Annotated in this window: 13 protein-coding genes; 12 read left to right on the top strand and 1 reads right to left on the bottom strand. The window is 60.0% G+C overall.

Annotated elements, in window-relative coordinates; translation table 11 throughout:
* Nucleotides 1-120 precede the first annotated feature (120 nt).
* From KGD89_RS17300 to murB, 10 genes are all read left to right on the top strand, one after another.
* The gene (locus tag KGD89_RS17300; RefSeq protein WP_025261027.1) at nt 121-744 is read left to right on the top strand and encodes a glutathione S-transferase family protein; all 624 of its coding nucleotides are present in this window, start codon (nt 121-123) and stop codon (nt 742-744) included.
* 163 nt (nt 745-907) lie between these two features.
* Nucleotides 908-1,840, top strand: a complete 933-nt coding sequence (locus KGD89_RS17295; RefSeq protein ID WP_025261026.1) for an ABC transporter ATP-binding protein — start codon at nt 908-910, stop codon at nt 1,838-1,840.
* On the top strand, nt 1,837-2,625 hold the full coding sequence (locus KGD89_RS17290; RefSeq protein WP_025261025.1) for an ABC transporter permease: 789 nt from the start codon (nt 1,837-1,839) through the stop codon (nt 2,623-2,625). The genes KGD89_RS17295 and KGD89_RS17290 overlap by 4 nt, the downstream gene beginning before the upstream one ends.
* 266 nt (nt 2,626-2,891) lie before the next feature.
* A complete protein-coding gene (locus KGD89_RS17285) occupies nt 2,892-5,108 on the top strand; it encodes a DNA internalization-related competence protein ComEC/Rec2 (protein ID WP_025261024.1) in 2,217 nt (738 codons plus the stop codon).
* 81 nt (nt 5,109-5,189) lie between these two features.
* A complete protein-coding gene (locus KGD89_RS17280) occupies nt 5,190-5,864 on the top strand; it encodes a MotA/TolQ/ExbB proton channel family protein (protein WP_025261023.1) in 675 nt (224 codons plus the stop codon).
* A complete protein-coding gene (locus tag KGD89_RS17275; protein ID WP_025261022.1) occupies nt 5,861-6,292 on the top strand; it encodes an ExbD/TolR family protein in 432 nt (143 codons plus the stop codon). The genes KGD89_RS17280 and KGD89_RS17275 overlap by 4 nt, the downstream gene beginning before the upstream one ends.
* Nucleotides 6,292-7,287: a tetraacyldisaccharide 4'-kinase gene (gene lpxK / locus KGD89_RS17270; protein ID WP_025261021.1), complete on the top strand. Its 996-nt coding sequence runs from the start codon at nt 6,292-6,294 to the stop codon at nt 7,285-7,287. Before KGD89_RS17275 ends, lpxK begins: the two co-directional genes overlap by 1 nt.
* A gap of 17 nt (nt 7,288-7,304) precedes the next feature.
* Entirely contained in the window at nt 7,305-7,490 is a 186-nt protein-coding gene (locus KGD89_RS17265) for a Trm112 family protein (protein WP_025261020.1), read from the top strand.
* Nucleotides 7,487-8,251, top strand: a complete 765-nt coding sequence (gene kdsB, locus KGD89_RS17260; RefSeq protein WP_025261019.1) for a 3-deoxy-manno-octulosonate cytidylyltransferase — start codon at nt 7,487-7,489, stop codon at nt 8,249-8,251. The genes KGD89_RS17265 and kdsB overlap by 4 nt, the downstream gene beginning before the upstream one ends.
* A gap of 34 nt (nt 8,252-8,285) precedes the next feature.
* Entirely contained in the window at nt 8,286-9,305 is a 1,020-nt protein-coding gene (gene murB / locus KGD89_RS17255; protein ID WP_025261018.1) for a UDP-N-acetylmuramate dehydrogenase, read from the top strand.
* Between the two features lie 75 nt (nt 9,306-9,380).
* On the opposite strand, the gene rne is transcribed toward murB, so the two are convergent.
* On the bottom strand, nt 9,381-12,548 hold the full coding sequence (rne, locus tag KGD89_RS17250) for a ribonuclease E (protein ID WP_450091416.1): 3,168 nt from the start codon (nt 12,546-12,548) through the stop codon (nt 9,381-9,383).
* Nucleotides 12,549-13,261: 713 nt separating this feature from the next.
* Between rne and rluC the strand changes: the two genes are divergently transcribed.
* Entirely contained in the window at nt 13,262-14,218 is a 957-nt protein-coding gene (gene rluC / locus KGD89_RS17245; protein WP_025261016.1) for a 23S rRNA pseudouridine(955/2504/2580) synthase RluC, read from the top strand.
* Complete coding sequence (locus KGD89_RS17240; protein ID WP_025261015.1) at nt 14,208-14,870, top strand: HAD-IA family hydrolase; 663 nt, start codon at nt 14,208-14,210, stop codon at nt 14,868-14,870. Before rluC ends, KGD89_RS17240 begins: the two co-directional genes overlap by 11 nt.
* Nucleotides 14,871-14,872 lie beyond the last annotated feature (2 nt).

The raw sequence follows: 14,872 nt of genomic DNA, 5'->3' as shown, positions 1-14,872 counted from the left end.
TGTTCGCCTGGCCGATCTGCGCCGACATCGTTAGTGACCCTTCATGGTCAAGGAAGTTGCGGTGTTCTCAGGTTAGACTGGCGTGCGAACATTTTTCAGAACAATTGCCGAGGGAATGCAATGCTCAAGATCTGGGGACGCAAGAATTCCAGCAACGTGCGCAAGGCACTGTGGATTGCCGAAGAAGTGGGTGTGCCTTACGAAACCCGCGATGCCGGTGGTGCATTCGGGCTGGTGGACGGGGCCGAATACCGGGCCAAGAATCCCAATGGTCGTATTCCCATGATCGAGGACGGCGATTTCGTGCTCTGGGAATCCAATGCCATCGTCCGTTATCTGGCCGCCCAACATGCGTCCGGCACGCCTTTGTATCCAGACGACCTCAAGGCCCGTGCCCAGGCCGATAAATGGATGGACTGGACCACGTCGACCATTGCCGTTCCTTTCAGTCCGGTGTTCTGGGGCGTGGTTCGCACACCCGCCGAAAAACAGGACTGGGACAAGATCAAGGCAGGCATCCAGACCTTGCACAGCCTGTTGAAAGTGGCTGACGAGGCACTGTCCCGCCAGCCATATCTGTCTGGCGAAGTGTTCGGCATGGGCGATATCCCGCTGGGCTGCTTTGCCTACGGCTGGTTTGAAATGCCGATTGAACGTCCCGAGTTGCCTCACCTCAAAGCCTGGTATGAGCGCCTGAAGACGCGACCGGCTTATCAGAAGGCGGTCATGACCCCCTTGACCTGAACATCGGGGCTACTTTGGCCCTGCTGTTAATAATTACTATCAATGGATGTATCTGTACTTGTGCGACGCAGCCAAGCAACATGGCCGGGCTGCGTTGACTTGTAAGCAGCTATTTCAAGCGACAATCTTTTTCTTTTCTCCCTGAATTGGTGTGTTTTTCGATATGAGTTCTGCTCTGTCCATCCGGCAGCTAACCAAAACCTACGGCAACGGTTTCCAGGCCCTGAGTGGTATTGATCTGGACGTCGCCGAAGGTGATTTCTTCGCTTTGCTCGGCCCTAACGGTGCCGGCAAATCCACAACCATCGGCATCATCTCGACCTTGGTCAACAAGACCAGTGGCACCGTGAACATCTTTGGTCACGACCTGGACCGCGAGCCGGCCGCGCTCAAGCGTTCCATTGGCGTGGTGCCTCAGGAGTTCAACTTCAACCAGTTTGAAAAGACCTTCGATATTGTCGTGACCCAGGCCGGTTACTACGGCATCCCGATGAAAATCGCCAAGGAGCGCGCCGAGAAGTACCTGACTCAGTTGGGGCTCTGGGACAAGCGTGATGTGCCTTCGCGTTCGTTGTCCGGTGGCATGAAGCGTCGTTTGATGATTGCCCGTGCGCTGATCCACGAGCCGCGCCTGTTGATCCTCGACGAGCCGACGGCAGGTGTGGATATCGAACTGCGTCGTTCGATGTGGACCTTTCTGACCGAGCTGAACCAGAAAGGCATCACCATCATTCTCACCACCCACTACCTGGAAGAGGCCGAGCAGCTGTGCCGCAACATCGGCATCATCGACCACGGCGTGATTGTCCAGAACATGGGCATGAAGCAGTTGCTCAACACCCTGAGCGTCGAAACCTTCGTGCTGGACCTGAAGAATGCCTACCAGAGCGCGCCGCAACTGATCGGCTATCCCTGCAAGCTGCTGGACAGCCATACCCTGGAAGTCCAGGTGGACAAGAGCGTCGGTATCACCGCCTTGTTCAGCCAGTTGGCCCTGCAGAACATCGAAGTGCTGAGCCTGCGTAACAAATCCAACCGACTTGAGGAGCTGTTTGTGTCACTGGTTGAAAAGAATCTGGCGAAGGTGGCTCTATGACCGGCCAGAGCGGTGAATTTCGTCCCAACATGGTTGCACTGAACACCATCGTCTATCGCGAGGTCCGGCGTTTCATGCGGATCTGGCCTCAGACCCTGCTGCCGCCAGCGATCACCATGGTTCTGTACTTCGTGATCTTCGGTAACCTGATCGGCCGACAGATCGGCGACATGGGCGGCTTCACGTACATGCAGTACATCGTGCCGGGCCTGATCATGATGTCGGTGATCACCAACTCCTATGGCAACGTGGTGTCGAGCTTCTTCGGTGCCAAGTTCCAGCACTCCATCGAAGAACTGATGGTCTCGCCGGTTTCCCCGCATACCATTCTGGTGGGTTACACCCTGGGCGGTGTCTTGCGCGGTCTGATGGTCGGGTTCATCGTGACCCTGCTGTCGATGTTTTTCACCGACCTGCAAGTGCATCACCTGGGTGTGACGATTGTGGTGGTGGTGCTGACGGCAACGATTTTCTCGCTGCTGGGCTTCATCAACGCCGTCTTTGCGCGCAACTTCGACGATATCTCGATTATCCCGACCTTCGTGCTGACGCCTCTGACCTACCTGGGTGGCGTGTTCTACTCCATCAGCCTGCTGCCGCCGTTCTGGCAGACCGTCTCGCTGGCCAACCCGGTCCTGCATATGGTCAATGCCTTCCGTTACGGCATTCTGGGTGTCTCCGATATCCGCATCAGCATCGCCCTGGCCTTCATGGTTGTGGCGACCGTGGTGCTGTACATCGGCTGCGCTCGCCTGCTGGTGAGTGGCCGGGGTATGAGGCAGTAACCAAAAAGCAGGTGGCTGGATCACAATCCGTGGGAGGGGCCTTGGCCGCGACAGCAATGTAAACAGGCGCTGAAAGTTGTGTTGCCTGTCAGCTGGTCGTCGCGGCCAAGGCCCCTCCCACAAGTTTTGTTTGTGTCTTAACTGATCTGCATTGCCCCCACAGTGGGAGCACAGGCAGGCTGAAGAACAAAACCGGTAACACTCCATCCCGCCCATTTCTGTCTGTTGCGCTCATCCTTGAGGCTTCACCGCTTTGAGGGATGTTCATGCGCACAGGGATGATCGCGCTTGCTCTGGGTCTGTTGGCCCTGCGTTTTTTGCCCGTGTTGCCTCCGGTATGGCTATTGCTGCTGATGCCGGTGTTGGCGTTGATGCTGTTGCCGTTTCGCACTTATCCAGTGGCACTTTTTCTGTTTGGACTCACCTGGGCCTGTGTGTCGGCAAAGTCGGCGCTGGACGATCGTCTGTTGCCGCGCCTCGACGGGCAGACCTTGTGGCTGCAAGGCAAGGTGGTCGGTTTGCCGGGTGCTGCCGAAGGCGTGGTGCGTTTTGAGCTGGAGGATGCAACATCACGGCGGGCCAGGTTGCCGCAACTACTGCGTGTGGCCTGGTATGGCGGCCCCGAAGTGCGCAGCGGCGAGCGCTGGAAGCTTGCGGTCAAGCTCAAGCGTCCTGCCGGGCTGGTCAACCCCGATGCGTTCGATTATCAGGCCTGGTTGCTGGCCCAGCGCATTGGCGCTACCGGCACGGTGGTGGACGGGCAGTTGCTGACACCCGCACGCGCTGCATGGCGTGACGGGATTCGGCAGCGCCTGCTGGCGGTCGAAGCCCATGGTCGTGAAGGCGGGCTGGCGGCGCTGGTGCTGGGCGACGGCTCGGGCCTCTCGACTTCCGACTGGCAGGTGCTGCAGGACACCGGCACCGTGCATCTTCTGGTGATATCCGGCCAGCATATCGGTCTGTTGGCTGGTGTGGTCTATCTGCTGATCGCGGGGCTGGCTCGCCGGGGATTATGGCCGCGCTTTCTGCCCTGGCTGCCGTGGGCCTGCGGTCTGGCATTCGGGGCTGCGCTGGGGTATGGCCTGCTGGCCGGGTTCGATGTGCCGGTGCGTCGGGCTTGTGTGATGGTCGCGATGGTGCTGCTCTGGCGTTTGCGCTTTCGGCATCTCGGGCTGCTCTTGCCACTGTTGATGTCGCTCAATCTGGTCCTGATCTTCGAGCCTCTGGTCAGTTTGCAGCCGGGCTTCTGGCTGTCGTTCTCGGCGGTGGCGATTCTGATCCTGATCTTCGGCGGGCGTCTCGGTGCCTGGGGTTGGTGGCAGAGCTGGACGCGGGCTCAATGGTTGATCGCCATTGGTCTTCTGCCGATGCTGCTGGCCTTGAATCTGCCGGTCAGCATCAGTGGCCCGCTGGCCAATCTGCTGGCGGTGCCCTGGGTCAGCCTGATCGTATTACCTCCCGCATTACTTGGGACGCTGCTGTTGCCCGTCCCAGTGATTGGCGAAGGCCTGCTCTGGCTGGCCGGTGCTGCGCTGGAAGGCTTGTTCGTTGTTCTGGGCTGGATTGCCGATGTCCGGCCTGCCTGGCTGCCAAGCACAGTGCCAGTCTGGGCCTGGGCCATGAGCCTGCTGGGCGCTCTGCTGTTATTAATGCCCCAGGGCATGCCCATGCGTCTGTTGGGTTGGCCACTGTTATTGCTGTGCGTTTTCCCGCCGCTCAAATCGGTGCCCCACGGGCAGGTCGAGGTGCTTCAACTGGATGTCGGGCAAGGGCTGGCGATTCTCTTGCGCACCCGCCATCACACGCTGCTGTATGACGCCGGGCCGCGTTTCGGGGAGTTCGATATCGGCCAGCGGGTGGTGCTGCCCGCGATTCGCAAAGCCGGCGTGCGCAAGCTGGACCTGATGCTGCTCAGCCATGCCGACGCCGATCATGCCGGCGGTGCGCTGGCGGTACATGGCGCACTGCCGGTTCTTCGGGTCCTGGGTGGTGAGCTGGCAAGGCTTGATCCCCGACTTGATGCCCAACTGTGTCGCAACGATGAAACCTGGGAATGGGACGGTGTACGGTTTGCGACCTGGCGCTGGGAGCAGGCCGAGGAGGGCAATCAGTCGTCCTGCATGCTGAGTGTGGAGGCCATGGGCGAGCGATTGCTGCTGACCGGCGATATCGATGTTGAGGCCGAGCAGGCTGCGATTAACAGCGATTTCGATCTGCGCGCCCATTGGTTGCAGGCGCCCCATCATGGCAGCCGGACCTCTTCCTCCAAGCTGTTTCTGCGTGCCGTGGCGCCGGTGGGCGTGCTGATTTCCCGTGGACGCAACAATGCCTTCGGGCATCCTCATCCACGGGTGATGGCGCGTTATCGATGGCACGGGATCAAGAGCTACGACAGTGCCGAGCTGGGTGCTGTCGGGCTGCAACTGGGGACTTTCGGCCAACCCCGGGCAGAGCGGGGCGAGCAGCGCTTCTGGCGTGACTGAATGCGCGGATGTTCATCTCGGGCTTCGGACAGCCGCCGAGCCTATGTTAGAGTGGCGCCAATTTTTCAGGGAGTGGTCACTGTGTGGGAACTGGTCAAATCTGGCGGCTGGATGATGTTGCCGATCATTTTGAGTTCCATCGCCGCTGCCGGCATCATCATTGAGCGTCTGTGGACGCTGCGTGCCAGCCGCATCACGCCGCCGCACCTGCTGGGGCAGGTCTGGCAATGGATTCAGGAAAAGAAACTCGACAACGAAAAGCTCAAGTTACTGCGCGCCGATTCGCCACTGGGTGAAATCCTGGCGGCGGGTCTGGCCAACTCCAAGCATGGTCGCGAGATCATGAAAGAGTGCATTGAAGAAGCGGCCGCACGAGTCATCCATGATCTTGAGCGCTACCTCAGTGCCCTGGGCTCCATCGCCGCCATGGCTCCCCTATTGGGTCTGCTGGGTACGGTGCTGGGCATGATCGATATCTTCGGTTCGTTCAACAGTTCGGGCGCCACGGCCAATGCCGGTGCGCTGGCTGGCGGTATTTCCAAGGCGCTGATCTGTACGGCATCGGGCCTGATCGTCGCGATTCCGGCGATTTTCTTCCATCGTTTCCTGCAAAGCCGAGTCGATGAGCTGGTGGTCGGCATGGAGCAACAGGCCATTCGTCTGGTGGAAGTGGTGCAGGGCGACCGTGATGTCGATCTGGTGGACGCGCCGGTCGATCTGAAATCCCAGGCCCGTGCCGGGGGCAAGAAGAAGTGAAATTTCGCCGTCGCAAGCCTCGGGAGAACATCGACATCAACCTCGTGTCGTTGATCGACGTGGTGTTTATCCTGTTGCTGTTTTTCATCGTCACCACGACATTCACCCGTGAAACCCAGCTGCGTGTGGATCTGCCCCAGGCGGTGACGGGCACTCCGGATACCGAGGCCAACCTCAAGCACCTGGATATCGCCATCAATGCCGACGGCCTGTTTTCCCTGAACAACCAGTTGCTGCCGAAAAACGATCTGGCGACCCTGATCGAAGCCCTGCAACGCGAGTCGGCGGGCGATACCAGCCTGCCACTTTCGATCAGTGCCGATGGCAAGACTCCCCACCAATCGGTCATTACGGCCATGGACGCCGCAGGCAAGCTGGGTTTCAGCCATCTGCGCATGACCACGGTCGAGGCCAACCAGGCTAACTGATGGCACTTACCGATCGTTTGCTTGAAGCCTGGTACAAAGGCCATCCGGCGCTGGTGCTGTTGCGTCCCCTTGAGAGCCTTTACCGGCGTGTCGTGAACGGCAAGCGTGAGCGCTTTCTTGCCGGTGAGGGCGAGATCTACCGGGCACCGGTGCCGGTCGTGGTGGTGGGCAACATTACCGTGGGCGGCACGGGCAAGACGCCGCTGATCCTCTGGATGATCGAACACTGCCGAAGCCGTGGCCTGAGGGTCGGAGTGGTCAGTCGCGGCTATGGAGCCAAACCCCCAAGCCTGCCGTGGCGGGTGCTGCCGCAGCAGAGTGCCGACGAGGCGGGCGACGAGCCGCTGCTGATCGTGCAGCGTTGTGGCGTGCCGCTCATGATCGACCCTGATCGCAGCAGTGCCGTGCGCGCCTTGCTGGCTGCCGAGCCGCTGGACCTGATCCTCAGTGATGACGGCTTGCAGCATTACCGTCTGGCCCGTGATCTTGAGCTGGTGCTGATCGATGCCGCGCGTGGGCTGGGCAACCGCCGTTGCCTGCCTGCCGGTCCCTTGCGCGAGCCGGTCGAACGGCTCAACAGTGTCGATGCCTTGCTCTACAACGGCGCCCTTGAAGATCGCGACGACGGCTATGGCTTTGTGCTCAAGCCTTCGGCCCTGATCAACCTGCGCAGCGGCGAGCGTCAGCCGGTGGACTATTTCCCCGCCGGTCAGGCAGTGCATGCCGTGGCCGGCATCGGTAACCCGCAACGTTTCTTCAATACCCTTGAAGGATTACACTGGCGGCCCGTACCCCACGCTTTTGCCGACCATGCGGTCTACAGCGCTCAAACGCTTGCTTTCACGCCATCGCTGCCCGTGATCATGACCGAGAAGGATGCCGTGAAATGCCGGTCTTTCGCGGCCGATGACTGGTGGTATCTGGCGGTGGATGCGGTGCCGGGTGCTGCCTTCGTCAACTGGTTCGATGAGCAACTGACACGTCTTTTTCCATAATTGCCTCAGGAGTCCCCATGGACACCAAACTGCTCGATATCCTCGCTTGCCCGATCAGCAAAGGACCGCTGAAGCTCAGTGCCGACAAGACCGAACTGATCAGCAAAGGCGCAGGCCTTGCTTACCCGATTCGTGATGGCATCCCGGTGATGCTGGAAACCGAAGCGCGCACCCTGACGGCTGAAGAGCGCCTGGAAAAATGACAACGGCTTTCACGGTAGTCATCCCGGCACGTTTCGGCTCCAGCCGCTTTCCCGGCAAACCCCTGAAAACCATTGCGGGCAAGCCGATGATCCAGCATGTCTGGGAGCAGGCCTGCAAAAGCAGCGCTGAACGTGTCGTGGTTGCCACCGATGACGGGCGGATTTTCGAGGCCTGTCAGGCATTCGGTGCCCAGGTTCTGATGACGCGTGACGATCACAACTCCGGTACCGACCGTCTGGCTGAAGTGGCCGAGCAGTTGGGGCTGGCGGCTGATGCCATTGTGGTCAATGTCCAGGGTGACGAGCCGATGATCCCGCCAGCGGTTATCGATCAGGTAGCGGCCAATCTTGCGGCGCACCCTGAAGCGGGGATTTCGACCCTGGCCGAGCCGGTGGACGATGTGGCTGCGCTGTTCAATCCGAATGTGGTCAAGGTGGTCGCGGATGTAAACGGCCTGGCCCTGACGTTCAGCCGGGCGCCACTGCCCTGGGCGCGTGATGCTCTGGCCAGCAGTCGGGAGGTGTTACCTGAAGGCGTGCCTTATCGCCGACATATCGGTATCTATGCCTACCGTGCCGGTTTCCTGCATGACTTCGTTAGTTGGGGGCCTTGCTGGCTGGAAAACACCGAAAGCCTGGAGCAGTTGCGAGCGCTCTGGAATGGCGTGCGCATTCATGTGGCCGATGCGGTGGAAACGCCGCCTGCCGGTGTCGATACGCCTGAAGACCTTGAGCGTGTAAGGCGCTTGCTGGAGATTTGATGTCAGTCTGTCTTGTTCAATCTAAGGTAAGCCCATGACCTTGCAGGTGCAGTCCGGGGTTTCCCTCAAACCCTTCAATACCTTTGGCGTTGACGTGCAGGCGCAACTGTTCGCCGAGGCCCGTGACGATCAGGAAGTGCATCAGGCCTTGGCCTACAGCGCCGAGCATGATGTGCCTTTGCTGGTGATTGGCGGTGGCAGCAATCTGCTGCTGACCGACGACGTCCGGGCGCTGGTACTGCGCATGGCCAGTCGCGGGATTCGTATCGTCAAGGAAGATTGTGCGCAGGGCATTATCGAGGCAGAGGCGGGCGAGCCCTGGCATCCCTTCGTGCAGTCATGTCTGCAACTGGGTTTTGCCGGTCTGGAAAACCTGAGTCTGATTCCCGGCACGGTGGGCGCTGCCCCGATGCAGAACATCGGTGCCTATGGCGTCGAGATCAAGGATGTTTTCCATAGCCTGACGGCGCTGGATCGTCAGAGCGGCGAGTTGTGTGAGTTTTCCCTGGAAGACTGTCGGTTCGGTTACCGCGACAGCGTATTCAAGCAACAACCTGGTCGTTGGCTGATTCTACGTGTGCGCTTTACCTTGCAGCGTGCGCCTTCCCTGCATCTGGAGTACGGGCCGGTTCGCCAGCGCCTGGACGCTATGGGGATCAAGGAGCCGACTCCTTTTGATGTCAGCCGCGCCATCTGCGAGATCCGCAGTGAAAAACTGCCGGACCCTGCGGTGCTGGGCAATGCCGGGAGTTTCTTCAAGAACCCGTTGGTGACGGCCGGGCAGAGCGAAGCCATCAAGCGCAATTATCCGGGCGTGGTGGGTTATCCCCAGGCCGATGGTCGCGTGAAACTGGCGGCTGGCTGGTTGATCGAGCAGGCAGGCTGGAAGGGGTTTCGTGAGGGTGATGCTGGTGTGCATGCGCTTCAGTCGCTGGTGCTGGTCAATCATGGCCAGGCCACGGGCCTGCAATTGCTGAGCCTTGCCCGTCGCATTCAGGCGGACATTGCCGAGCGTTTTGGCGTGGAGCTGGAGATGGAGCCCAATCTGTACTGAGGTTTCCTGATGCAGCGCTGAACAGCGGACACAAAAAAGCCCTACCTGCTCACACAGGTAGGGCTTTTTCATGGATCAGACGAGAGGTTTAGGCTCGGTCTCTTCCTTGGCTTGAGGCTGTTGCTGTGCAGCAACGGCTTCTTCGGCCTTTTCTTCGGTTACCGCTTCGGCAGGTGCGGCTTCAGTGCTGCTGGCAGCAGCCTGTTCAGCTTCCTGGCGACGACGCTCTTCTTCCTCGCGCTTGCGGCGACGAACTTCGCGTGGATCGTTCGGTGCACGACCATTGCTGCTGACTGGCAGTGCTGGAGTTTCAGCGACTACGGCAGGAGCAGGCTCTGCTTGCGGTGCCGGCTCTGGCTCCACGGCTTGTGGTGCTGCTGCATAAGGAGCAGGCTCCTCCTGAACAAGTACAGGCTCGGCGGCTGGTGCAGGCACTGGCAGCTCGGTGGACTCGGTCGCTGGCACGTCTGCCGCAGCAGGCGCTTCTACCGCAACTTCCGGAGTCGGCTCTGGTGTCGGCGTGAACGGCACGACATTTTCAGCCTTTGGCGCTTCGAACAGTTCAGCCTGGGCCGCACGTACCGGGGCTTCGACTGCTGCTGGTTGCACTTCGACTTCAGGCGCTGCTTCGGCTTTTACAGCAGTTTCGGCAACAGGTGCTTCAACGGCCGGGGCCTCTACAACCTGAGCTTCCACTGGCTGGGCTTCGGCAGCAGGTGCTTCGACAACAGGCGCCGGTGCTTCTTCGGCAGTTGTCTCGGCAGGCGTTTCAGTTGCTGCGTTGGCGATTTCTGCCTGGCGGTTGGCTTGCGCCTCGGCCGGAGCACTGATTACGCCAGCAGCGACCGCAGCAGTCACGACCTGAGCTGCATCGTCATTGCCTTCGTTTTCTTCGGAGCCTTCGATCACATTGCCGTTGGCGTCACGCTGACGCTCACGACGATTGCTGCGACGGCGCTGACCGCGGGAGCGACGACGAGGGCGTTCGCCTTCGCTGCCTTCCTGGTTCTCTTCGCTGGCCAGTTCTTCGTTGTTCAGCAACTCTTCTTCGCTGACCGCTGCTGCGGCCTGCTCTTCGCGTGGCTGACGCTCTTCACGAGGCTGGCGTGGCTGGCGTTCTTCACGTGGAGCGCGCTCAGGGCGTTCTTCACGGGCGGCGGCTGGCGCTGCATCCAGAGGTTCGCGCAGTTCACGTACCGGACGGTCTTCACGTGCTTCGCGTGGCTTGCGCTCACGAGGTGCGCGTTCTTCGCGTGGTGCGCGAGCCGGACGCTCTTCACGTGGAGCCGAATCGTCACGGACTTCACGAGGTTCGCGTGGAGCGCGTTCTTCACGAGGAGCACGTTCTTCGCGTGGGGCGCGCTCGGCACGCTCTTCGCGAGGTGCGCGTTCTTCACGCGGCTTGCGCTCTTCGTCGCGGCGGTTGTTGCGGCCACGGCTCTGTTGACGACCGTTGCGACGCTCTTCGTTGCGGGCAGGGCGCTCGGTGGCCGGTTTTTCCACGACAACCGGTGCAGCAGGCTCTTCCTTGGTGGCGAACAGGCTCACCAGGGATTTCACCAGGCCCTTGAACAGGCTTGGCTCGTGAGCGACAGGTGCTGCAACCGGAGCGGCAGCCTGGGCTGGAACCGGTGCGTTGGCGCGGGCTGGTGCGGTCTTGACCGCCGCTTCCTGGCGAACCAGGGTGCGGGTGGCAGCAGCTTGCGGTGCCATTTCTTCCACTTCGGCAGCGGCAGCGGCGATTTCGTAGCTGGTCTGGTTGTTGTGCGCTTCCGGGCTGTCATCGCGCAAACGCTGGACTTCGAAGTGCGGCGTTTCCAGATGATCGTTCGGCAGGATGATGATGCGGGCGCGAGTGCGCAGTTCGATCTTGGTGATCGAGTTGCGTTTTTCGTTGAGCAGGAAGGCCGCGACCGGGATCGGCACCTGGGCGCGTACTTCGGCAGTACGGTCTTTCAGGGCTTCTTCTTCGATCAGGCGCAGGATAGCCAGCGACAGGGACTCGACGTCACGGATGATGCCGGTGCCGTTGCAGCGCGGGCAGACGATGCCGCTGCTTTCACCCAGGGAAGGGCGCAGGCGCTGACGGGACATTTCCAGCAGACCGAAGCGCGAGATGCGACCGACCTGAACGCGGGCGCGGTCAGCTTCCAGGCTTTCGCGGACTTTCTCTTCCACGGCGCGCTGGTTCTTGGCAGGGGTCATGTCGATGAAGTCGATGACGATCAGGCCGCCGATGTCGCGCAGGCGCAACTGACGGGCGATTTCTTCGGCTGCTTCGAGGTTGGTCTGCAGGGCGGTTTCTTCGATGTCGCTGCCTTTGGTGGCGCGCGCCGAGTTGATGTCGATGGACACCAGGGCTTCGGTCGGATCGATGACGATGGAGCCGCCGGAAGGCAGTTCGACGACGCGCTGGAAGGCGGTTTCGATCTGGCTTTCGATCTGGAAGCGGTTGAACAGCGGAACGCTGTCTTCGTACAGCTTGATCTTGCTGGCGTACTGCGGCATCACCTGACGGATGAAGGTCAGGGCTTCTTCCTGGGCTTCGATGCTGTCGATCAGGACTTCACCGATGTCCTGGCGCAGGTAGTCGCGGATGGCGCGGATGATGACGTTGCTTTCCTGGTAGATCAGGAAGGGCGCGGCACGATCCTGGGACGCTTCCTTGATGGCGGTCCAGAGTTGCAGCAGGTAGTCGAGGTCCCACTGCATTTCTTCGCTGCTGCGGCCGAGGCCGGCAGTGCGAACGATCAGACCCATATCGGCAGGTGCGATCAGGCCGTTGAGGGCTTCACGCAGTTCGTTGCGCTCTTCGCCTTCGATGCGGCGCGAAATGCCACCGGCACGCGGGTTGTTGGGCATCAGGACCAGATAGCGGCCAGCCAGGCTGATGAAGGTGGTCAGGGCTGCGCCCTTGTTGCCACGTTCTTCCTTTTCGACCTGGACGATGACTTCCTGGCCTTCGCTCAGGACGTCCTTGATGTTCACGCGGCCTTCAGGAGACTTCTTGAAGTATTCGCGGGAGATTTCCTTGAGGGGCAGGAAGCCGTGGCGCTCAGAGCCGAAATCGACAAAGGCAGCCTCCAGGCTTGGCTCGATGCGGGTGATCCGGCCTTTATAGATATTGGCCTTCTTCTGCTCGCGTGCACCGGACTCGATGTCCAGGTCGTAGAGGCGCTGGCCGTCTACCAGAGCAACACGCAACTCTTCGGGTTGAGTTGCGTTAATCAGCATTCTTTTCATGTAGTACCGTCGGTTTCCGGGCTGCCGGAAACGGCGTTCGGCACACACGACTTCTCACGGTCGGTGTCAGGGCGCGTCAAGAGTGTGTGGACACTCCATTGTCTAGCGATGTTCTCGATAAGGAATCGAAGAGTCGCGACGACGTTTCCTGTTTGCTGGGGTGACAAAAGGCACCCTTTACAGCAAAAACTTTGTCAGGAGGAGGAATCGACCATCGGTAGCGGACGAGATGAAGCGTCTAGAACAAGCCTTGTGCTACACAGTCCGATGGTTGTGCATCTCCACCCTACACGTATCCCTGATAATTCGGGTGCTGCCGTGCGCAGAATCCGCAGCGGGTTGGCATTTACCGCGAGCTTCTATGGGAAGTTCGCGCATCATTGCTTGAGGCGTTGTTCCCGAAACATTCGCTCGTAGCGTCTGGAAGCGACTGCACTTTGTGAACTGGCCGTGAATTGTGCGCGCGGAAGGCGAGTGGTTGCTCTGCGATCTGGCGTGTTTCAGGCCTCATGTCACCTGCGCTCGTTACGTTTCCAGCGTGCTCCGTTGTCACCGAACGCCTCGTAGGACGGCCTCCCGTCCTCGTGAATTGCGTTGGTCAGGGCCGGTTGTCAACCGTTTGTCCGCTGTCCGGCCGCTTTTGGCGGCGTTCGCGACTATAGCAGCAATCATTAAGTGCTTCAAATCCATAAAAAATTGTTATGATTTGCCGCATGACGAATATTGCCCCCCCAACCCCCGGCGTTCAGCTGGTAGAGGTTGCCCCGGAACTTGCCGGTCAACGCATCGATAACTTTCTGATCACTTATCTCAAGGGTGTGCCCAAGACCTTGATTTACCGCATTTTGCGCAAAGGCGAAGTGCGTGTGAACAAGGGGCGGATCAAGCCCGAGTACAAGTTGCAGGCGGGCGACATCGTGCGCGTTCCGCCTGTGCGTGTGCCTGAGCGTGATGAGCCGGTACCGGTTGCACAAGGTCTTTTGCAGCGCCTCGAGGCGGCCATTGTCTATGAAGACAAGGCCCTGATCGTGCTCAACAAGCCGGCCGGCATTGCCGTGCATGGCGGTAGCGGCCTGAGTTTCGGTGTCATCGAAGCCTTTCGCCAGTTGCGGCCCGATGCCAAGGAGCTTGAGCTTGTACACAGGCTGGACCGCGACACTTCCGGTCTGCTGATGATCGCCAAGAAGCGCAGCATGTTGCGCCACCTGCACGCTGCCTTGCGTGGCGACGGTGTCGACAAGCGCTACATGGCGCTGGTTCGCGGACACTGGGCGACGGCCCAGAAACAGGTCAATGCGCCATTGCTCAAAAGCAACCTGCGTTCCGGTGAGCGCATGGTCGAGGTCAATGACGAAGGCAAGGAGGCCCTGACGATTTTCAAGGTCCTGCGCCGTTTCGGTGATTTCGCGACCATGGTCGAGGCCAAGCCTGTCACGGGGCGTACCCACCAGATTCGTGTTCACACATTGCATGCCGGGCATTCGATTGCCGGCGATACCAAGTATGGCGATGAAGATTTCAGTCGCGAGATTCGCGACCTGGGCGGCAAGCGCCTGTTCCTGCATGCCTATATGCTTACCGTGCCATTGCCAGATGGTGGCGAACTGAAGTTGCAGGCCCCGGTCGATGAGATGTGGGCCAAGACCGTGGAGCGTTTGAGTGCGTCGTGATTATGATCTGCTGATTTTCGATTGGGACGGTACGTTGGCCGATTCGGTCGGTCGTATCGTCCAGGCCATGCGTACGGCGGCAGAGCAGGGTGGTATGGAGGTTCGTGACGATCCGGCAATCAAGGGCATTATCGGCCTTGGCTTGCCGGAGGCGATTCGTACGCTCTACCCGCACATCACGCCCAGCGACCTGATCGAATTTCGCCAGCGCTATGCCGATAGCTACATGGAAATGGACAAGGTGCCGTCGCCTCTGTTTGCCGGTGTGCGCGAGTCCATCGAGGCCTTTCGCGAGGAGGGCTATCGCATTGCCGTTGCCACGGGCAAGGCGCGTCGCGGTCTTGATCGGGTCCTGAAGTCCAATGACTGGCTGGATTACTTCGATATCACCCGGGCTGCCGACGAAACCGCCAGCAAGCCTGACCCGTTGATGTTGCATGAGATCATGGCTCATTGTGGCGTGAGTCCCGAGCGCTCGCTGATGGTAGGTGATTCGTCCTTCGATCTGCTGATGGCACGTAACGCTGGCATGGATTCGGTGGCGGTCGGTTATGGTGCTCAGTCCATGGCTTCGTTGCGCGAATTTCAGCCGCGCCTGTCCATTGATAATTTTCCTGAGTTGCGCACCTGGTTGAGTGGGCGTGGCGTTTAGTC

Origin of the sequence: Pseudomonas cichorii (assembly GCF_018343775.1) — a bacterium.
Classification (GTDB): domain Bacteria; phylum Pseudomonadota; class Gammaproteobacteria; order Pseudomonadales; family Pseudomonadaceae; genus Aquipseudomonas; species Aquipseudomonas cichorii.
The sequence above is the reverse complement of the archived record's forward strand: the minus strand, read 5'-3'. Positions and strand labels throughout refer to the sequence as shown.